This is a genomic window from Nocardia sp. NPDC057668 (genome assembly GCF_042799795.1).
Classification (GTDB): Bacteria; Actinomycetota; Actinomycetes; order Mycobacteriales; family Mycobacteriaceae; genus Nocardia.
In genome coordinates this window covers 307,829-326,080 of the sequence record NZ_JBHVIC010000006.1, presented here as the reverse complement: position 1 = coordinate 326,080, position 18,252 = coordinate 307,829, and the positions used below count along the sequence as shown (strand labels likewise).

Annotated in this window: 18 protein-coding genes; 7 read left to right on the top strand and 11 right to left on the bottom strand. The window is 69.5% G+C overall.

Features of this window, described 5'->3' with window-relative positions; all coding sequences use genetic code 11:
- Positions 1–88 precede the first annotated feature (88 nt).
- The gene (locus ACFVBH_RS32115; protein WP_379007439.1) at positions 89–496 is read right to left on the bottom strand and encodes a DUF5318 domain-containing protein; all 408 of its coding nucleotides are present in this window, start codon (positions 494–496) and stop codon (positions 89–91) included.
- 217 nt (positions 497–713) lie between these two features.
- Between ACFVBH_RS32115 and ACFVBH_RS32110 the strand changes: the two genes are divergently transcribed.
- Both ACFVBH_RS32110 and ACFVBH_RS32105 read left to right on the top strand, forming a co-directional pair.
- Entirely contained in the window at positions 714–1,271 is a 558-nt protein-coding gene (locus ACFVBH_RS32110) for a PadR family transcriptional regulator (RefSeq protein WP_354989072.1), read from the top strand.
- On the top strand, positions 1,264–2,361 hold the full coding sequence (locus ACFVBH_RS32105; protein ID WP_379007435.1) for an inositol-3-phosphate synthase: 1,098 nt from the start codon (positions 1,264–1,266) through the stop codon (positions 2,359–2,361). Before ACFVBH_RS32110 ends, ACFVBH_RS32105 begins: the two co-directional genes overlap by 8 nt.
- A 188-nt stretch (positions 2,362–2,549) precedes the next feature.
- On the opposite strand, the gene ACFVBH_RS32100 is transcribed toward ACFVBH_RS32105, so the two are convergent.
- From ACFVBH_RS32100 to ACFVBH_RS32075, 6 genes are all read right to left on the bottom strand, one after another.
- On the bottom strand, positions 2,550–2,975 hold the full coding sequence (locus ACFVBH_RS32100) for a GyrI-like domain-containing protein (protein WP_354989074.1): 426 nt from the start codon (positions 2,973–2,975) through the stop codon (positions 2,550–2,552).
- 5 nt (positions 2,976–2,980) lie between these two features.
- A complete protein-coding gene (locus ACFVBH_RS32095; RefSeq protein ID WP_354989075.1) occupies positions 2,981–3,436 on the bottom strand; it encodes a GyrI-like domain-containing protein in 456 nt (151 codons plus the stop codon).
- 183 nt (positions 3,437–3,619) lie between these two features.
- On the bottom strand, positions 3,620–5,650 hold the full coding sequence (locus ACFVBH_RS32090) for a transglycosylase domain-containing protein (RefSeq protein ID WP_379007430.1): 2,031 nt from the start codon (positions 5,648–5,650) through the stop codon (positions 3,620–3,622).
- Positions 5,651–6,033: 383 nt separating this feature from the next.
- Positions 6,034–6,942, bottom strand: a complete 909-nt coding sequence (locus tag ACFVBH_RS32085; protein ID WP_354989077.1) for a carbohydrate ABC transporter permease — start codon at positions 6,940–6,942, stop codon at positions 6,034–6,036.
- A gap of 11 nt (positions 6,943–6,953) precedes the next feature.
- Positions 6,954–7,928, bottom strand: coding sequence for a carbohydrate ABC transporter permease (locus tag ACFVBH_RS32080; RefSeq protein ID WP_379007833.1), 975 nt, complete (start codon positions 7,926–7,928; stop codon positions 6,954–6,956).
- Between the two features lie 104 nt (positions 7,929–8,032).
- The gene (locus tag ACFVBH_RS32075; RefSeq protein WP_379007427.1) at positions 8,033–9,334 is read right to left on the bottom strand and encodes an ABC transporter substrate-binding protein; all 1,302 of its coding nucleotides are present in this window, start codon (positions 9,332–9,334) and stop codon (positions 8,033–8,035) included.
- Between the two features lie 147 nt (positions 9,335–9,481).
- On the opposite strand from ACFVBH_RS32075, the gene ACFVBH_RS32070 reads away from it, so the two are divergent.
- Positions 9,482–10,336 carry a DUF2786 domain-containing protein gene (locus tag ACFVBH_RS32070; protein WP_379007425.1) on the top strand — a complete coding sequence of 285 codons (855 nt, stop codon included), beginning with the start codon at positions 9,482–9,484 and terminating at the stop codon, positions 10,334–10,336.
- Positions 10,337–10,497: 161 nt separating this feature from the next.
- Positions 10,498–11,013, top strand: coding sequence for a TIGR04338 family metallohydrolase (locus ACFVBH_RS32065; RefSeq protein WP_379007423.1), 516 nt, complete (start codon positions 10,498–10,500; stop codon positions 11,011–11,013).
- Positions 11,014–11,189: 176 nt separating this feature from the next.
- On the opposite strand, the gene ACFVBH_RS32060 is transcribed toward ACFVBH_RS32065, so the two are convergent.
- Together ACFVBH_RS32060 and ACFVBH_RS32055 are read right to left on the bottom strand one after the other, a co-directional pair.
- A complete protein-coding gene (locus ACFVBH_RS32060; RefSeq protein WP_379007421.1) occupies positions 11,190–12,179 on the bottom strand; it encodes an o-succinylbenzoate synthase in 990 nt (329 codons plus the stop codon).
- A gap of 914 nt (positions 12,180–13,093) precedes the next feature.
- Complete coding sequence (locus ACFVBH_RS32055) at positions 13,094–13,462, bottom strand: hypothetical protein (protein ID WP_379007419.1); 369 nt, start codon at positions 13,460–13,462, stop codon at positions 13,094–13,096.
- Positions 13,463–13,588: 126 nt separating this feature from the next.
- Here ACFVBH_RS32055 and ACFVBH_RS32050 point away from each other — a divergent pair, with 126 nt between their 5' ends.
- Positions 13,589–14,320: a hypothetical protein gene (locus ACFVBH_RS32050; protein ID WP_379007417.1), complete on the top strand. Its 732-nt coding sequence runs from the start codon at positions 13,589–13,591 to the stop codon at positions 14,318–14,320.
- Between the two features lie 446 nt (positions 14,321–14,766).
- On the top strand, positions 14,767–15,102 hold the full coding sequence (locus tag ACFVBH_RS32045) for a hypothetical protein (RefSeq protein WP_354989083.1): 336 nt from the start codon (positions 14,767–14,769) through the stop codon (positions 15,100–15,102).
- A 196-nt stretch (positions 15,103–15,298) separates the two neighbouring features.
- Here the strand turns inward: ACFVBH_RS32045 and ACFVBH_RS32040 are convergent, their stop codons facing one another.
- Positions 15,299–16,468 (bottom strand): thiolase family protein, encoded by a 1,170-nt coding sequence (locus ACFVBH_RS32040; RefSeq protein ID WP_379007413.1) that lies wholly within the window; start codon positions 16,466–16,468, stop codon positions 15,299–15,301.
- Positions 16,469–16,575: 107 nt separating this feature from the next.
- Between ACFVBH_RS32040 and ACFVBH_RS32035 the strand changes: the two genes are divergently transcribed.
- Positions 16,576–17,067, top strand: coding sequence for a helix-turn-helix domain-containing protein (locus ACFVBH_RS32035; RefSeq protein WP_354989085.1), 492 nt, complete (start codon positions 16,576–16,578; stop codon positions 17,065–17,067).
- Between the two features lie 31 nt (positions 17,068–17,098).
- Here ACFVBH_RS32035 and ACFVBH_RS32030 read toward each other — a convergent pair whose 3' ends face one another.
- Positions 17,099–18,178: a sn-glycerol-3-phosphate ABC transporter ATP-binding protein UgpC gene (locus ACFVBH_RS32030; RefSeq protein WP_354989086.1), complete on the bottom strand. Its 1,080-nt coding sequence runs from the start codon at positions 18,176–18,178 to the stop codon at positions 17,099–17,101.
- Between the last annotated feature and the right edge of the window lie 74 nt (positions 18,179–18,252).

The following is an 18,252-nucleotide window of genomic DNA, read 5'->3' as shown; positions in this document are numbered from 1 at the left end:
ACTACTCGATACGGTCCTGTAGCTCGATGCGGTCACGTGCCACCGCGGCGGGCAGATCTGCCCGCTGATCAGCAGTCGACGTGGCCTTTCACTCGGCGCGGGTGCCGGTGCGGCGGCGACGCCCGGTCGGTGCCGGGGCCTGGCCCACCACGTAGGACTGCACCAGATGGTTCCAGCTGCAGGTCCGGCATACCTCGACCACGTGCACCGAGAACTCTTCGCGAGACTCGGCGAGCCGAATCAATTCCTCCGGCGTACGTGCCGACCCGGCAGCCTGACCCAGTCCGTCACCGTAGACCCACGATACGAGGGTGAGCTGTTCTTTTCGGCAGATAGGGCATGTGACCTCGCTCCCGCGCCCGTGGAACTTCGCCGCGCGCAGCAGATAGGGATTCGCGTCGCATACCTCGGATACAGCTACTCGCCCCGCATAGACATCGGCCAGCAGCGACCGGCGCCGGAGCGCATAGTCCACTACCTGCCGCTGTATTCGCACGCGACCCAGAGTACTTGCGGGTGTCCCGTGCTCGCACGCCCCGGATCCACTCTCGGGCTCGCCGAGGGGCCGCTGCGGGGTAACTCCGCCCACCGCGCCCGGTGATCGTGATGCGGCTCGCAGCCAGAAGTCGCCTCCGGTATATCGGCGCGATATAGTTTCGTACTGCATCCATCGGTTAGATCTGTAGACAACAGTCAGGAGGGGGTGAGGCCCGGTGCTCGAGTTGGCAATCCTCGGGCTGCTCCTGGAATCTCCGATGCACGGTTACGAGCTGCGCAAGCGGCTCACCGGGCTGCTGGGCCCCTTCCGGGCCTTCTCCTACGGGTCGCTCTATCCGACCCTGCGGCGTATGCAGTCCGACGGCCTCATCGCGGAAGAGATTCCACCGGGGTTGACCACGCGGCGTGCGCGGCGGGTTTACCAACTGACTGATTTCGGGCGGGAGCGGTTCGCCGAACTGCTGGCCGATACCGGACCACAGAACTACACCGACGACGGCTTCGGCGTTCATCTGGCCTTCTTCACTCGCACCCCCGCGGAAGCGCGGATGCGGATCCTGGAGGGTCGGCGGAGGCAGGTCGAGGAGCGCCGAGAGGGCTTGCGGGAGGCGATCAAACGAGCCAGCGGGCAGCTGGATCGCTACACCCGCCAACTCCATCAACTCGGTCTCGAATCAAGCGAGCGCGAAGTGCGCTGGCTCAACGAGTTGATTGCTGCGGAGCAATCGACGAAGGCGGCACCACAGAAAGAGGGAAATAGCGGCCATGAGTGACATCAACACCGAAGTACGGGTGGCCATTGTCGGCGTCGGTAACTGCGCTTCTTCCCTGGTCCAGGGCGTGCAGTACTACCGGGACGCCGACGCCGACTCGACCGTGCCGGGTCTCATGCACGTCAAGTTCGGCCCCTACCACGTCCGCGACGTCAAGTTCGTCGCCGCGTTCGACGTGGACGCCAAGAAGGTCGGCTTCGACCTGGCCGACGCGATCTTCGCCAGCGAGAACAACACCATCAAGATCTCCGATGTGCCGCCGTCGGGCATCTCCGTGCTGCGTGGTCCGACGCTGGACGGCATCGGCAAGTACTACGCGGAGACCATCGAGCTCTCCGACGCCGAGCCGGTCGACGTCGTCCAGGTCCTGAAGGACGCGAAGGTCGACGTGCTCGTGTCCTACCTGCCGGTGGGCTCGGAGGAGGCCGACAAGTTCTACGCGCAGTGCGCGATCGACGCGGGTGTGGCCTTCGTCAACGCGCTGCCGGTGTTCATCGCCTCGGATCCGGTGTGGGCCAAGAAGTTCGCCGACGCCGGTGTGCCGATCGTCGGCGACGACATCAAGTCGCAGGTCGGCGCGACCATCACGCACCGCGTCATGGCCAAGCTGTTCGAGGACCGCGGTGTCACGCTGGACCGCACCTACCAGCTGAACGTCGGCGGCAACATGGACTTCAAGAACATGCTCGAGCGTGATCGCCTGGAGTCCAAGAAGGTCTCCAAGACCCAGGCCGTGACCTCCAACCTCGAGGGTCCCCTCGCCGGCAAGGTGCACGACCGCAACGTGCACATCGGCCCGTCGGACTACGTCGAGTGGCTCGACGACCGCAAGTGGGCCTACGTCCGCCTCGAGGGTCGCGCCTTCGGCGACGTGCCGCTGAACCTGGAGTACAAGCTCGAGGTGTGGGACTCCCCGAACTCGGCCGGCATCATCATCGACGCGGTGCGCGCGGCGAAGATCGCCAAGGACCGCGGCATCGGCGGACCGGTCATCCCGGCCTCGGCCTACCTGATGAAGTCCCCGCCGAAGCAGATCGCGGACGACATCGCCCGCGCCCAGCTCGAGGCGTTCATCATCGACGCGGAGTAGTCGCCCCATCGAGGAAACTCGACACAGGTGAGGGAGCCCCGGCCGGATACCCGGCCGGGGTTTTGCCGTGTCGGGGCCCGTGGCGACCCCGGCGACGAAGCCGCCCCCGCGATTCGATCGCGGGGGCGGCCTTCGGTTTTCGGTGCCCGGGGTCCGGCGTCCGTTCCGCCGTGCCCGTGCTCTCGACGTCAGTCGAGGGAGATGTAGACCTCGACCGAGGTCGGTCCGGTGTAGCGCTCGATCTCGGCGCGGTGCGAGCGCGTGATCGTGCCCGCGCTCTCGGCCTTGGCGACCTTGGCCCACGCGGTGCGCAGCAGATCGTAGGGCTTGTCCGACACCACGAACTTGGCGTAGCGGCCGGTGGGAATCCGGGTGACCACGTCGCCGGTGTCCAACTGGTCCAGGCCGGGCACCTCGTACCCGAGAATGGCCACGGCGTGGTCGTTCTGGCCGATGTAGGCCGCGACGCGTTCGACCTTCTTCTCGCGGGCGAGATAGCGGTCCCAGGTGAAGTTGACCAGATCCAGGTCCCGGGCCGTGACCTCGCGCCCGGCCAGGGGGATCGTGAGTCCGCCGACCAGGAACGCGTCCATGGTGATGATCTCGAAATCCACGGCCCCTACCCCTCCGCGCCGGTGTCGAGCGCGACGAAAACCTCTACGGTCCGGGAGTCCGGATACCGTTCGTAATCCCCGGTGTACGCGCGGGTCAGCGTGCCCGAGGCTTCCAGGTCCCACACCGTGCGCCAGATGGCGGCGATGACGTCGCCCAGATTGTCGCCGCTGCGGCTGAAACGGGCGAACTTGCCCGCGGGGATGCGCGCGAGCACGTCACCGGGCTGTAGGTCGTCCAGCGTCCGGCACCGGTAGCCGACGATATGGGTCAGGTACGAACCGATTTCGGGCGCGTGATCGACATACGCGGTCGCGGGTGGACCGGGCAGGCTGCGCGCGAGGTTCTGTTTCCAGGCCTCCTCGACCTTGGCGCGGCGCGGTCCTTCGACCGCCAGCGCCGGGCTGCGTAGCACCGTTCCGGCCACCAGCGTTTCGTGGCGTTCAACGACATTGAAATCCACCGGCGTCGCCCCTAAGTCTCGTGCTGTCTCCGACCCCACCCTGCTCCTGACCCGCATCCTGCCACCGATCTCCGGAGTCGATGGCACCGGTGGCCGATTCCACAATATCCGCGGCCGGGGGCAGATGGGTCCGGTCGTCATGATTCATGATCAACAACGATGGGGAAGTCATCTGCGCCGACCTTAACCCGGAACCGGGATGGACAGTCCCGGGAAGATCTCGACCTGCCGGGGTTCGGGCGCCGGCGGGATGATGACCACGGGTTCCTGCTGCGGGCCCGGCCCCGGATTGAGGATGTCGTAGTTCGGATCGGCCGGTGCGGAGCCGGCGATCGGGACCGGATTGGGGAACTGTTCCACCGGCGCGCCGTCCAGCGCGCCGTCCATGGTCTGCTTCCAGATATCGGCGGGCAACCCGGATCCGTAGATCGCGCTGCCGCGCGCGGTGCGAATCGGCTGGGACTGTTCGGTTCCCACCCACACCGCGGTGGACAGCGACGGTGTGAACCCGACCATCCAGGCGTCCTTGTTGTATCCGGTCTCACCGAGCTGGGTGGTGCCGGTCTTGGCCGCGGACGGGCGGCCCGCCAGATCGTGTCCGTTGGAGTAGCCCGCGATGGGCAGCATGGCCTGGGTGACGCTGTCGGCGATGGTGGTCTGGATGCGCTGTTCGGTGCGCTGCGGGTCGGCGTCGCGGTCCAGCAGCACCCGGCCGTCGCCGGTCACCACCTTCTGCACGAAATACGGTGCGCGGTAGGCCCCGGAGGCGGCCAGGGTGCCGTACGCCGAGGCCATGTCGATGGGCCGCACCGAATACGCGCCGAGCACGATGGCGGGCAGCGGCGGCCCGCCGTCCTCGGTCAGGGTGCGCCCGGCAACGCCCGGGATCTGCTCCGGGATTCCGGCCTGGTGCGCGGCCTTGGCGATGGCCTCGGGCCCTTCGAACAGCGCCTGGCTGAGCCGGTAGAAGCTGGTGTTGAGCGAACGCTTGAACGCCTCGCTCAGCGGGCAGGTGCCGCAGGACTCGTCCTGCACGTTGGAGATCTTCTCCCCGTTCACGGTGATCGGCGCGCTGTCGAGCCGGTAGGACAGCGGGATGCCCTGTTCCAGGGCGGCCAGCACCGCGAAAGTCTTGAAGGCCGAACCGGTTTGCAGGGGCGCCTGCGCGAAGTCGAAGCCGATGCCGTCCGGCCCGCCGTAGTAGGCGCGCACCGCGCCCGTGCGCGGGTCGACGGACACCACCGCGGTGCGCAGCTCACCGGGCTGGCCGCCCATGATGTTGCCCACCGAGTTCAGCGCCGACTGCTGGGCCCGCGCGTCGATGGTGGTGATGATCTGCAGCGCACCGGTATTGATCTCCTGCTCGCTGACCCCGGAGGAGCGCAGCTCGCGCAGCACCTGGGCGCGGATCAGGCCCTCGGGCCCGCGCGGGATGCTGTCGTCGAGTTCGGTGATCGGCAGGATGCCGGGAAACACGGTGGCGGCCCGCTCGTCCCGGGTGAGCTTGCCCATCTCGATCATGCCGTCCAGCACGTAGGCCCAGCGCGCCCGCAGCGGCTCCAGATGGGTTTCGGGGTCGAGTGTGGAGGGCGCGCGCACCACGGCGGCGAGCACCGCGCCCTCGGCGAGGGTCAATTCCGGGACGGGCTTGCCGAAGTACGCCTTGGCGGCGGCGGAGATGCCGTACGCGCCGCGCCCGTAATAGATGGTGTTGAGGTAGGCGGCGAGGATGTCGTCCTTGCTCCACTGGCGTGCCATCTTGGCGGAGATGATGAGTTCGCGCATCTTGCGGCTCAGCGTGCGTTCCGAACTCAGGAAGGCGTTCTTCACGTACTGCTGGGTGATGGTGGAGCCGCCGCCGGCGTCCTCGCGGCCCAGGAAGTTGTCGCGCGCCGCGCGCACGAAGGCCGAGGTGGAGTAGCCGGGATTGGTGTAGAAATTGCGGTCCTCGGCCGAGAGCACGGCCAGGCGGACCGGTTCGGGCACGTCCCGCAGCGGCACCGGAATCCGATTGCCCTCCGGCGGAACGACCTTCGCGATGACGCCCTGGCCGTCGGAGGTGAGGATGGTGGCGATCTGGTTGGTCTGCACCGAATCCGGGTCGGGGATCTCCGCGCTCCAGTACGCGAGGGTCAGCACCAGCGACGGCAGCGCGAAGAAGATGAGGAACAGCGACAGCGCGAGCCTGCGCAGGCGTTGCGCTCGGGTCCGCATCGGCCGCCGGGCCCGCCCCGGTTCCGACCCGCCCGGTCCCGCGGGGGGCTTTCTCCGGCGCTGCGGCCTGCTGTGCCCGGTTTGTCGGGGCAATTCGGTCGTGATCTCGTTCCAGCCTGCCATGCTGGCGTACGGTGCCGGTTCCGGGCGGCGCCGTTTGCGGGACGAGCTCACGAGCATCTCCTTTGGGAGCGTTCGACAAAGCTTGCGTACTCGAGCGCCGCGGGCGCGGCGCGACCCATGCTAGTGGACGCATCCTTTCCCGCCGTTCAATTGCGCGGGGTCGGTTCGCTTGTCCGGAACCGGAACGAAACAGGGGTTCCGGCGGTCCGAGACCGCCGAAACCCCCGGTGTTCAGCACAGTTTCGACTGTGCCGGCGTTGTCAGCTCTTGACGCCGCCGGCGGTGAGGCCCGAGATGATCCGGCGCTGGAACAGCAGCACCATGATCACGAGCGGAATCGTCACGATGGTGCCCGCCGCCATGATCGCGGTGTACGGCTCCACCTGCGGGTTGTTACCCGAGAAGCGCGCGATGGCCACGGTCACCGGTTCGGTGGAGTCCACCGAGAGCAGCCGCGCCAGCAGGTACTCGTTGACCGAGGCGATGAAAGCCAGGATGGCGGTGGTGAATACGGCCGGCGCCGCCAGCGGCAGCATGATCAGCCGGAAGGCCTGGAAGCGCGAGGCGCCGTCGATGCGCGCGGCTTCCTCCAGCTCCCAGGGCAATTCGGTGAAGAACGACGCCAGGATGTACACCGTCATCGGCAGCACGAACGAGATGTTCGGGATGATCATGGCCTGGTAGTGGCCGATCCAGCCGATATCGGTGAACAGCTGGAACAGCGGGGTCACCAGCACCACCGCGGGGAACATGGAGGCGCTCAGGATGATGCCCGAGACCAGGTACTGACCCTTGAAGGTCAGCCGGGCCAGCGCGTAGGCCGCCATCACGCCGATGAGCAGCGCGACCACCGTGGTCGCCGCGCCGATCGCGACGCTGTTCACCAGCGCGCGCCCGAAGTCGTTGCCGCGACTGGTGTCGAAGGCGTTGCGGAAGTTCTCCATGGTCACGTGGGTGGGCCACGGGGTGTTGTCGAACGTGTAGTCCGGGTCGCGCAGCGCGGTGACGACCATCCAGTAGAACGGTCCCAGGCCCCAGACCAGCACGATCAGCGCGCCCAGGTACACCCGAGCGGAGGCGAGGCGTTTCGTCCACGGAACCGCCTGCGGGGCCGGCGCTTTCGGAGCGGTCGCGGCCTGCACCTCGTCCACGGCGGGGGATTTCGACATGCTCACGTTCATCAGTGGGCCTTCCGCTGCTCTTCCTGAGTGCGAACCGCGTTGGCGCCCAGCACTTTGACCAGCATGAACGCGACCGCGAAGATCAGGAAGAAGGTGATCACGGACAGCGCCGACGCGCTGTTGGGGCCCTGGCGGACCTGATCGACCACCAGCATGGAGATGGTCCGGGTGTGCGGGTTGTCCTGGGTCAGGATCGCGGGCAGGTCGTACATGCGCAGCGCGTCCATGGTGCGGAACAGCACGGCCACCAGCAGCGCGGGCTTGAGCAGCGGCAGCGTGATGTGCACGAAGCGCTGCCACGCCGACGCGCCGTCGACCCGGGCCGCCTCGTAGACGTCGTTCGGAATGACCTGCAGCCCGGCCAGAATCAGCAGCGCCATGAACGGGGTGGTCTTCCACACGTCCGCGGCGATGACCGCGAACCGCGCCGCCCACGGATCGGCCGTCCACAGGATGTGGGTGCCGAGCACCCGGTTGACCACGCCGTCGTACTGGAACATGAACTCCCACAGCCGCGCGGTGACGGCGGTGGGGATGGCCCACGGAATCAGCACCGCCGCGCGCAGCAGCGCGCGGCCCTTGAAGGTCTTGCCCATGATGACGGCCATGCCCAGGCCGATGGTGGCTTCCAGCGCGACCGTCACCACGGTGAACAGCAGGGTGATGCCGATCGCGGTCCAGAACTGCGAGCCGAGGTTGCCGGTGGGGCAGCTGACGGTCTCGCCGAGGCCGTTGGTGCACTGCTGCAGCAGCCAGTGCGTGTAGTTGTCGAATCCGGCGGAGCCGCCGTCGACGAACATGCCGGTCGCGGGGTCCAGCCCCTGATCCTTCTGGAAGGACATCCACAGGGCGCTGGCGACCGGGTAGCCGATCACGACGGCCAGGGCGAGTAGCACCGGGCTGACGAACAGCCAGGCCTTGGCCGATCCGGGGAGGCCGGATCGGCGCTTCTGCGGCGGCGGTGCGGGTTTCACGGACTTGGTGGAGTCGGGGGACGCGACTTCGGTCGCTCCCGAAGGACGTGACACCTGTTCTCTTCTCCTACGCGACTGACTCGTCGGGGCAGCTCGTGCCGGTATTACCGACCGGCGGTCTCGATGCCCTTCTGCATCCCGTCGATCGCGGCGTCGACGGACTTCGTGCCGGTCAGGGCAGCATAGGCGTTGTCCTGGATGGCCTTGGACACCGCGGGGTAGAACGGGGTCACCGGACGCGGCACCGCCGAGGCGATGGACTCCTTGAGCGCGGGCAGGTACGGCATCTTGGCGATGAGCGCCGGATCGTCGTACACCGAGGCGCGCACGGACGGCAGCGCGCCCGAGGCCACGATGTGCTGGGCGTCCTCGGAGATCAGGAAGCGCAGGAAGTCCAGCGCGGTGGCCTTGTTCTTGGAGAACGAGCTGATGGCCGCGTTGTACCCGCCGAGGGTGGAGGCGCCGACGCCGTCCTTGCCGGGCAGCGGGGCGACGCCGAACTTGTCCTTGACCGCGGAGGCGTCCGAGCCGGCGTCACCGAAGGTGGACGGCCAGCCGCGCATGAACAGGAGCTTGCCGCTGACGAAGGCGTTCTGGCTCTCGGGCTCCTTGAAGGAAATGGCTTCCTTCGGGATCTCGCCGTTCTTGTAGGCGTCGACCAGCACCTGCAGCCCGGCCTTGGCCTGCGGGCTGTTCACGGTCGGGGACTTGCCGTCCGGGCCGACGAAGCTGCCGCCGAAGGCGTTGATGACCTCGGCGGTGTTCACGGTCAGACCCTCGTAGGGCGCGAATTGCCCGGCGTAGCAGCTGATTCCGGCGTCGGTGGCCTTGGGGCAGTTGGCCACCAGGTCGGTCCAGGTCTTGGGCGGCTCGGGGACCAGGTCCTTGCGGTAGAACAGCAGGCCGCCGTTGGTGTTGCGGGGCGCGGCGTAGAGCGTGCCGTTGTAGGTGGCCGAGGCGACGGGCGGCGAGAGCAGCGTGGAGGTGTCGATGCCGAAGCCGTCCTTGAGCGGCTGGATCCAGCCCTTGGCGGCGAATTCGGCGGTCCACGGCACGTCGAGCGCGACCACGTCGTAGTCCGACTGCTTGGCCTTCATGTGCTGGACCAGGTCGTCGTACTGCTGGGAAGCGTCGTTCGACTGCTCCTTGAACGTCACCTTCTCGTCCGGGTGCGCGGCGTTCCAGCGGTCGATGAGCTGCTTGACCGCACCGGTTTCGGTGGTGTCCTTGCCCTCGACGTAGGTGATCGGCCCGCGGCCGGTGAGGTTCTCCGAGGTGGAGTTGCTACCACTGTCGCTGGAGCACGCACTGGCGAAGGTCACCGTCAGCAGCGCTGCCGAGGTGACCACCATCGCGGCACGCGGCACGAGCGACGATCGTAGGGACGACACCTTCTTGAAAACCATCGCGGATACTCCAGGGTCGAGACGTGAGCGGCAGCACACTCAGCCGGTTGCACAAGGGAAGATACATGGTGGAGGTTCTGTGTGCCGGGACTACCTCGGTGTTCGCGCCCGGCGGCGCGGACATCCGCCCAGCTAGGCTGAGTGTCGATGTCTGCACAGGACAAGTTACTCACCAGGATCGGTGGTCTGCTCCGGCAGGCCGAATCCACCGACAACGAACACGAGGCCGAAGCCTTCCTAGCCGCAGCTCAGAAGCTTGCGACGCGGTCGGCGATCGATCTCACGGTGGCGCGCGCCCACGTGGCGAGTCGCGAGCGGCGGCCGACGCCGGCCCAGCGCGTCATCCCGATCGGCGAGCCCGGCAAGAAGGGATTGCGGACCTACGTCCAGCTTTTCGTGGCGATCGCCGCCGCGAACGATGTGCGCTGCGATGTTGCCCGCACCTCGACCACGGTCTACGCCTACGGTTTCGACACCGACATCGACACGTGCGCCGCGCTCTACGGCAGCCTGCTCGTGCAGATGGTGCGGGCCTCGGATCACTACATCAAGTCCGGGTCGTATCGCACCGCCACCACCGAGAAAGTGGTGGTGGAGACCACGCGCTGGGGCAGGCAGGTGCAGCGCCGGGTCCAGGCCCCGGTGGCGGCGGTGACCGCGCGGCTGAACTTCCAGATGGCGTTCGCCACCCGGATCGGGCGGCGGCTGGCGGAGATCAAATCCGAGGTGGAGGCCGAGGCCGTGCGCGGCGACTCCGGTCCCGCGGCGCTCGGGGCCGCGCCGACCGGTACGGCATTGGCGCTGCGCAACAAGGAGATAGAACTCACCGATTTCTACCGCGGTACGTCCGAGGCGCGCGGGACCTGGCAGGGTCCGCAGGCGTCGGCGGGGTACTCCTCGGCCGCGCGCCGGGCCGGTGACCGTGCCGGGCGGGCGGCCCGGCTCGGCAATTCCCCCGAATTGGACAGTCCCCGTGGGCAGTTGCCGCGCGGCGGGGAGTAGGTCGTGTCCGCCTGCGCCGAGTCGGGCTCGGTCGTGATGACTCGCGGCGCGGCCGGATCGGCCCGCGGTCCGCTCGGCGAGCGGGGTGGGGCGGGCACGATCCGCCGGGCGTGGCGGCCGATTCCGCGAGTGGGTCCGGCTTCCCGGTCCGTGGCGCGGCGGTGAGCGTGCGAGATGCCCAGCGCGCTCGCGTCTATGACGCGGAGATGCTGGTGCGCGGGGTGTTCGACCGCGCCGACGAGTTCGGGGCGCGCGTCATCGAGGTCGTCGGCTCCCAGTTGACGCTGCCGATCGAGCGCCGCTTCGCGTCGGTGGAATCGGTGCAGAACTACGTGGATCGGGTGCTGGCGCTGAATTGGGTTCGGGCACAATGGGAGCCCGCCGCCCACCCGATCACCGTGCGGTCTCGCGCGGGTGCGAAAGCGGCGCACTACGAGGCCGGGAGCGCGGTCCTGGCGGTTCCCCTGCACGTGCGCGGAACCGCCTGGGCGCTGCGGGAATTGGTGATACTGCACGAAATCGCGCACCATCTCGATCCCGCCCCGGCCACCTCGGCCCCCCACGGTCCCGAGTTCTGCGATCGCTATCTCGAACTCCTGTCGGGCGTGATCGGCCCCGAGGCGGCGCTTCTGATGCGCAGCACCATGTTCGACTGCGGAGTGCGGATCGGCGCTTAGTCGCCGGGGATCCGGCCGGCCGCTCGCAACCGGGCCGATCAAGGCGGGGCGCACCGACCCTGCACGCGCGCGACCGCGAGATGTCCGGTGCTGCTCAGGGAGTGGTGTGATCGGCGGCGCGTGGAGGCGATATCGCCGGCTCGGAGTGCGCTGCGCGTGCGTGGGGTTCGTTCGCGCTATCGGTCGGGGAGCAGCGCGCTGACGCGATCGAGGCGGTGGCGCCACCAGCGCTCGCGCTCGGGGTCCGGATGGCGGTAGCGGTCCACCAGCGCCGGGTCGGGGGCCGGTGGAGCGGGCGGGACCGGGAGGTACCCGTCGACGGGGCGCAGGGAATCGGTGACGGTGTCGCCGGTGAGCAGGGACAGGGTGTCCAGACCGCAGGCGAGGTCGAGTTCGGGAAGGGTTGCGGCCAGCCGGATCTGGGCGGCGAGGCCTACGCTGGTCTCCAGCGCGGATGACACGATGCAGGGCAGGCCCGCGGCCGCGGCCACCCGCAGCGCGCGCCGGACCCCGCCCAGCGGTGTGCATTTGAGCACCGCGACGTCCGCGGCCCCGGCCACCGCCACGCGCAGCGGATCCTCGGCGCGGCGGATGGATTCGTCGGCGGCGATGCGCACCGTGACCTTGCGGCGGACCTCGGCGAGTTCGGCGATGGTGCGGCAGGGTTGTTCGACGTACTCCAGACCGCCTGCCGCGCGGTCGATTCGCGCGATGTGCTCGATCGCGGTCGCCACGTCCCACACGGCGTTGGCGTCGACGCGGATCGCGCCGCCGGGTCCGAGCGCCTCGCGGGTCGCGGCGACCCGGTCCAGATCCTCGGCGAGGGAGCCGGGATGGTCGGCGACCTTCACCTTGGCGGTGCGGCAGCCGGAGGCGGCCACGATCTCGCGCGCCCGTTCCGGTCCGACCGCGGGCACGATGCAGTTGACCGGCACCCGGTCCCGCACCGGTTCGGGCCAGCCCGCGCTCACCTGCTCGACCGCGGTGGCCAGCCAGTGCGCGGCCTCGCGGTCGTCGTACTCGGGAAACGCGCAGAATTCGCCCCACCCCAGCGGTCCGGGAATCAGCATCCCCTCGCGCACGGTGATGCCGCGGAACCGCGTCCGCATGGGTATGGCGTACACGACCGCCGCATCGAAGTCCGGTCCACCGAGTTCGTCGCTCATCACCGCGCAGCCTACTCAGCGCGAACGCCCCGAATCCGCCCCGCGGGTCCCGGGGTAGCGGTCGTTCCCGTATCCGGTCAGAATCGGGAATACCGACGATCAACCGGGGGAGCCCACCAATCATGTATCCGCCCAACGAACCGCGACGGCCGGGGGCGGACAACCCGCGCTCGCTCCCCGCCCACCCCCACCCGGGCTCACCCCCACCCGCCCCGAACCTCCCACCCCCGCGGGGCACAACGGGCGGCTCGAACCTCCCTCCCATGCCGGGTGCCGCCGGTGGTGCGAATCTTCCACCCCTGTCGGGTGCCGCGGGCGGCTCGAACCTTTCACCCCTGCAGGGCAACTCGGGCGGACCGGGTCTCCCGCCCGTCCCCGGCCCGCCCTCCGCCCAGGGCGGCCCGAACTTTCCCCCGCCCTCGGGTCCCTCGGGCGGCCCTCTCGCCCCCGGCTCCACGCCTCAGCCTCCGGCCCCCGGCCACCCCCGCACCGGCGATCTGCCGGTTCCGGGCTACCCGACGCCGGGCGCTGCGGGCCAACAGCTTCCAGGCTTCCCCGATCACCCCCGAACCGGCGATTTGCCGGCGATGAGCGGGCCGAGTGGCCCGGGTAACCCACCCAATTCGGGTGGGCCCCAGCGGATCCCGGGTCATCCCCGGACGGGCGAACTGCCCCGGCAGGGCGGACCGGGTGCTCCCGGGCCGCAACCGGGCCAGGGATTCGCACCCGGGGGCGGCAATCCGGGCCAGGCGATGCCACCCCGCCCGGGCCACCCGTCCACGGGCGATCTGCCGGCGCTGAGTGGTGCGGGCGGGCAGGGCTACGACTCAGACTCGGGTGAGCCGAGCCAGCGGCGTGGGCCGGGCTACCCGGCGGGTCCGGGTAGCCCCGGAGCGCAGCGCAATTCGGGTGCGTCAGGTCAGCCACAGGGGCCCGGTGGTCCGGGGCAGCAGCCGGGGCCCGGTGGTCCGCAGTCGCAGGGTTACGGCGCAGGCGGACAGCCCGGGCCCGGTGGTCGGCAGTCGCAAGGGCACGGCGGGGCCGGACAGCCGGGGCACGGGCAGCCGCAGGGTCCGGGTGCGCCCGGGCAACCTCCGGGTCCGAACGGCCCGGGAGCGCAGGCCCGAGGTCAGGGACCCGGTGGCGGGCAGCAATCGCAGGGGCAAGGCTCCGCGCAGCGGCCGGCCGGCGGTCAGCCGCAGGGGCCCGGTGGTCCCGGTCAGCAGCCGGGGCCCGGTGGTCCGCAGTCGCAAGGGCACGGCGGACCCGGACAGCCGGTTCATGGGCAGCCTCAGGGTCCGGGTGCGCCGGGGCCCGGCTCGTTCGGGCAGCCGCAGGGACCGGCGGGACGGCCGGGTTCCGGTGACGGGCAGCAGTGGAATTCGCGGGGCGCGGCGTCGGACGGGCCGGTGCTGTCCAAGCCGCAGGGCGGCTCGAATCCCGCGCAGAGCCCGGCGGATTCGTCGCCGACTGTGCGGCGGGCGATCCCGCCGCAGCCCGGCGGCCCGTCAACGGGCGCCAATCCGGCGGTGCCGGGCGCGCGCGGCGATGTCCGCCCGGGTGGCGGTTTCGCCCCGGACACCGGGGCCGCCCCGGCGTTCTCCGGTCCGGCGTTCACCGCCGCGCGCAATGACGCACGGCCCGGCGGTCCCGACACCGGCGCGAATCCGGCTTTCTCCCCGTACGACGGCGCCACCCAGTCCTACGAAATCCCCGGCGGTGCACACGATCCGGCAGGTGGTGGTGATCCGGCGGAACCGGCGGCCACCCCGGCGAAGTCCCGCGCGGGCGGCCGCAAGGACCTGCTGCTGGCGGGCGGCATCTACCTGGTCAACCTGGTCGTGGCGGCCCTGTGGTCCTACGACCTGTTCGGCAAGTTCTTCGACCTGGTCAAGAACCGCTGCTCGGCGAAGCGCGATTTCACGGTCGAGTGCATCGTGGAACGCCCACCCGCCCAGGGCCTCTGGGGCCTCCTGATAGGCGGCGGCGGCCTCTCCCTGGCCCTGGTGGCCGCCCTGATCCTGATCGCGGTGGCGGCCATGACGAACCGCCGAACCTGGATCTACCCCGCCCTCGCCCTCCCCGTGATCGCGATAACCGGCGCGATCGGCCACTTCCTGGTCGGCAGCGCCATCGGCTGAAACCCACCCCGCCCGGCGCATTCGCCACTCCGAACACGAATGCGTCGGGCGTCTCACCCGGTGCGGTGACGAGTGAATCGCCGCGCGTCCAGGTCCTGTTCTCGTGGGTGGGATCACGGTGGCCGTGGTCCCACCCGGACCCGCCGTGTCCAGCTGATCGTGGACCGTCGCTGCGAGCCGGCCATATCTGCGCCGATCGCGGACACACCCGCCCCGAGTGCAGATCGCCGCGGGCGGCCGCGACCCGGCCGGGCAGGCAGAGCCAGGTGTCACCGGGGCTGAAGCGAAAGCCTGCCGAGTTGCATCGCGGTGGGCCTGAGACGGCGCTGATCGATTGGGCCGCATTCTGATTGATAGGCGACCGGTGCGCGTCCGAAGACCCACCGGTCGGCTCTGGTGAGCCGAAATGGGCGTTTCGGGGGTGGGCCGGGCGGGAAATCCCGGGTATGGCGGACTATTGGCGGCCGCCGGTGCGCCGGTCGGATGTCGTTGTCGCGGTGGTGATCTACGCGGTAGCGGTCGGATTCGGGCTGGTGGCCGTGGCTTTGGTGCCGGAGTACGAAGTGCTGGCGCGGGAGACGGGGGAGACCCGGTACCTGCCGTACGCGTACGCGGTGGGGTGGGCGGGGATCGTGATCACGCTGCTCGTGGTGCCGCTGTGGGTGTTGCGGGCGGTGCGGTTGCGGCAGCCCGCCTGGCGGACAGCGCTACTGGCGTTCCCGCTCATGGCGGAGGCGCTGCTGCTGGGGCTGCTGGCCGCCGTCGTCGCCGTTTCGCTGTGAGCGGGCGCTTGCCATTCGTGGCTGCCCAGAGCCCGGGAAGACTGCGCTGCCCGCATGGCCGCGCGCCGCACACCGCGATCCCGTGCGCATCTCATCGGTATCGGCGATGTGCAATCCGTTCCGGCTGTGCCGGTGATCGGTCGCCCCGGCACGGGTACCCGCCCGCCCCGGCACACGGGGCGGGCGGAAGCCGGACTCAGAGGCGTTCGTAGATCGTCGCGTTCGCCAATCCGCCCGCCTCGCACATGGTTTGCAGCCCGTAGCGCGCGCCGCGCTCGTGCAGGGCGTGCACCAGGGTCGTGGCCAGGCGGGAGCCGGACGCGCCGAGGGGGTGGCCCAGGGCGATCGCGCCGCCGTTGACGTTCACCTTGGACAGGTCCGCGCCGGTGTCCCGCGCCCAGGCCAGCACCACCGAGGAGAACGCCTCGTTCACCTCGAACAGGTCGATGTCCGACAGCTGCAAACCGCTGCGCTGCAGTACCTTCCGGGTCGCGGGGATCACCGCGGTGAGCATCAGCAGCGGGTCGTCGCCGGCCACCGCGAAGCTGTGCACCCGGGCCAGCGGGCGCAGCCCGAGCTGCGCGGCGCGCTCGCTCGTCATGATCAGCACCGCGGAACTTCCGTCGTTGATCTGGCTCGCGTTGGCGGCGGTGATGTTCCACCCGATCTGCGGGAAGCGCTCGGCCATCTCCGCGCTGTAGTACGCGGGCCGCAGCTTCCCGAGGGTGTCCGGGGTGCTGCCCAGCCGAATGCCCTCGTCGGCGTCGAGCCCCGCCAGCGGCGCGAGCTGGCTCTCGAACAGCCCGTTCTTGGTGGCGTAGGCCGCCTTCTCGTGGCTGGCGAGCGCGAACTCGTCCAGCTGCGCCCGGGTCAGGCCCCAGCGCGCGGCGATGAGCTCGGCGCTGATCCCCTGCGGCACCAGGCCCTCGGGATAGCGCTCGGCGAACCCGGCCCCGCTCACGTCCTCGGTCCCGATCATGTTGGCCCCCATGGGCACCCGGCTCATGGATTCCACGCCGCCGGCCACCACGATGTCGTATGCCCCGGCGATGACGCCCTGCGCGGCGAAGTGGATGGCCTGCTGGCTGGACCCGCACTGCCGGTCCACGGTGGTCGCGGGCACCGATTCGGGATATCCGGCGGCCAGCGCGGCCCGCCGGGTGAGATTGCTGCCCTGCTCCCCGACCGCGGTCACCACGCCGCCGATGACGTCGTCGATGAGTGCGGGGTCGATCTCGCTGCGCCGCACCACTTCGCGCAGGCTGTGCGCGAACAGGTCGGCCGGATGCACGCCGTGCAGGTGACCGTCGGCCTTGCCCTTGCCGATCGGGGTGCGTACCGCTTCGACGATGACTGCGTCTCTCATGGCCTGTCCTTCTCGGAGCCCCTCGCGGGGTACCTGGCTCTATCGATCTAAAGTCAGATTACGAGCTGACCATAGTGAAGGCAAGTCAGAGTTGTATGATGTGTGCCATGTCTGTCGTACTGGAAGGACCGCTCGCCGATCTGAGCGCGTGGCAGCCCGACGGGTGCTCCATCGCCAAGGCGATGGACATCGTCGGCACCCGCTCGGCCATCCTGATCCTGCGCGAGGCCTACTACGGCACCCGCCGCTTCGACGGTTTCGCGAGCCGCGTCGGCATCACCGACGCCGCGGCGGCCACGGCCCTGCGCAAACTCGTCGAGGCCGGGCTGCTGGAGAAGCGCCCGTATCAGGAGGAGGGCAAACGCACGCGCAGCGAATACGTCCTGACCCGAATGGGTTCGGATCTGCTGCCCGCCGTCGTCGCGCTCTGGCAGTGGGGTGATACGTACCTGCAGAACGGCACGCCCCCGCTGGAGCGGATCGAGGACGCCACGGGTGAACCGGTGCGCGCCGCGCTGATCACCGAGTCGGGAACCGAAGTGCCGCTGGACAATCTGCGCGTGCGCGTGAACAAGAACTGGCGCCGTCCCCGGAAGTAGGGACGACGCCGGTTCGCTCGAACACCCGGGCTCAGTTCAGCCGAGCCCCGGTCTCGGGGTTGAAGAAATAGATGTGCTCGGCGCCCGCGTTCAGCGTCAGCTGCGCGCCCTTGGGCGGCGGGTTGCGCCAATCCGCGCGCGCCACAATGGTTTCCCCGCCGCCGATGCCGCCGATCGTGCGCCCGTAGATGTAGGCGTCCGAGCCGAGCTCCTCGACCACGTCCACCTCCATCGCCACGCCGCCGCCGTTGCCGGTGGGTTCGAAGTGCTCGGGGCGAATGCCGACCACGACGGACCCGGAGGTGCCCTCGACGACCGAGCGCGGCACGCCGAACCGGTACCCGCCGAGCGCGACCGCGCCCTGCTCGACCGGTAGCGTGAACAGGTTCATCGCGGGCGATCCCATGAACCCGGCCACGAAGAGATTGGCGGGGTTGCGGTACAGATCGCGCGGCGAGGCGCACTGCTGCAGCAGCCCGTCCTTGAGCACCGCGACGCGGTCGCCCATGGTCATGGCCTCGACCTGGTCGTGGGTGACGTAGACGGTGGTGGTGCCCAGGCGCCGCTGCAACTGCGCGATCTGGGTGCGGGTCTGCACGCGCAGCTTGGCGTCCAGGTTGGACAGCGGCTCGTCCATGAGGAACACCTGCGGCTGGCGCACGATGGCCCGGCCCATGGCCACGCGCTGGCGCTGACCGCCCGACAGCGCCTTGGGCTTGCGCTCCAGGTACTGCTCGAGGTCGAGCAGCTTGGCCGCCTCGAGCACGCGTTCGGCGCGTTCGGCCTTGGACACCTTGGCCATCTTCAGCGCGAAGCCCATGTTCTCGGCCACGCTCATGTGCGGGTAGAGCGCGTAGTTCTGGAACACCATGGCGATATCGCGTTCCTTGGGCTCGGCGTGGGTGACGTCGCGATCGCCGATGAGAATGCGACCGGTGCTCACCTCCTCGAGGCCCGCGAGCATCCGCAGCGAGGTGGATTTGCCGCAGCCGGACGGCCCGACGAGCACCAGGAATTCGCCGTCGGCGATCTCCAGGTTCAACGCGTCGACCGCCGGTGTGTCGCCGCCCGGATATAAACGAGTGGCCTGATCGAAAGTCACCGTTGCCACGGTGCACATCCCTTCACCGGCAGGAACGTGCCGGACGATCCGAGTAGAGGGGTGGATCCGGGCCACGAGGCCCG

Excerpts from the sequence above, each read along its gene's own strand:
- ACFVBH_RS32105 (WP_379007435.1), top strand. The coding sequence starts at position 1,264 with ATGAGTGACATCAACACCGAAGTACGGGTGGCCATTGTCGGCGTCGGT.
- ACFVBH_RS32090 (WP_379007430.1), bottom strand. The coding sequence starts at position 5,650 with ATGCGGACCCGAGCGCAACGCCTGCGCAGGCTCGCGCTGTCGCTGTTC.
- ACFVBH_RS32085 (WP_354989077.1), bottom strand. The coding sequence starts at position 6,942 with ATGTCGAAATCCCCCGCCGTGGACGAGGTGCAGGCCGCGACCGCTCCG.
- ACFVBH_RS32075 (WP_379007427.1), bottom strand. The coding sequence starts at position 9,334 with ATGGTTTTCAAGAAGGTGTCGTCCCTACGATCGTCGCTCGTGCCGCGT.
- ACFVBH_RS32070 (WP_379007425.1), top strand. The coding sequence starts at position 9,482 with ATGTCTGCACAGGACAAGTTACTCACCAGGATCGGTGGTCTGCTCCGG.
- ACFVBH_RS32060 (WP_379007421.1), bottom strand. The coding sequence starts at position 12,179 with ATGAGCGACGAACTCGGTGGACCGGACTTCGATGCGGCGGTCGTGTAC.
- ACFVBH_RS32055 (WP_379007419.1), bottom strand. The coding sequence starts at position 13,462 with ATGAACCGGCTGTCCGGGTCCGCCGTGCCCTTGCGACTGCGGACCACC.
- ACFVBH_RS32045 (WP_354989083.1), top strand. The coding sequence starts at position 14,767 with ATGGCGGACTATTGGCGGCCGCCGGTGCGCCGGTCGGATGTCGTTGTC.
- ACFVBH_RS32040 (WP_379007413.1), bottom strand. The coding sequence starts at position 16,468 with ATGAGAGACGCAGTCATCGTCGAAGCGGTACGCACCCCGATCGGCAAG.
- ACFVBH_RS32035 (WP_354989085.1), top strand. The coding sequence starts at position 16,576 with ATGTCTGTCGTACTGGAAGGACCGCTCGCCGATCTGAGCGCGTGGCAG.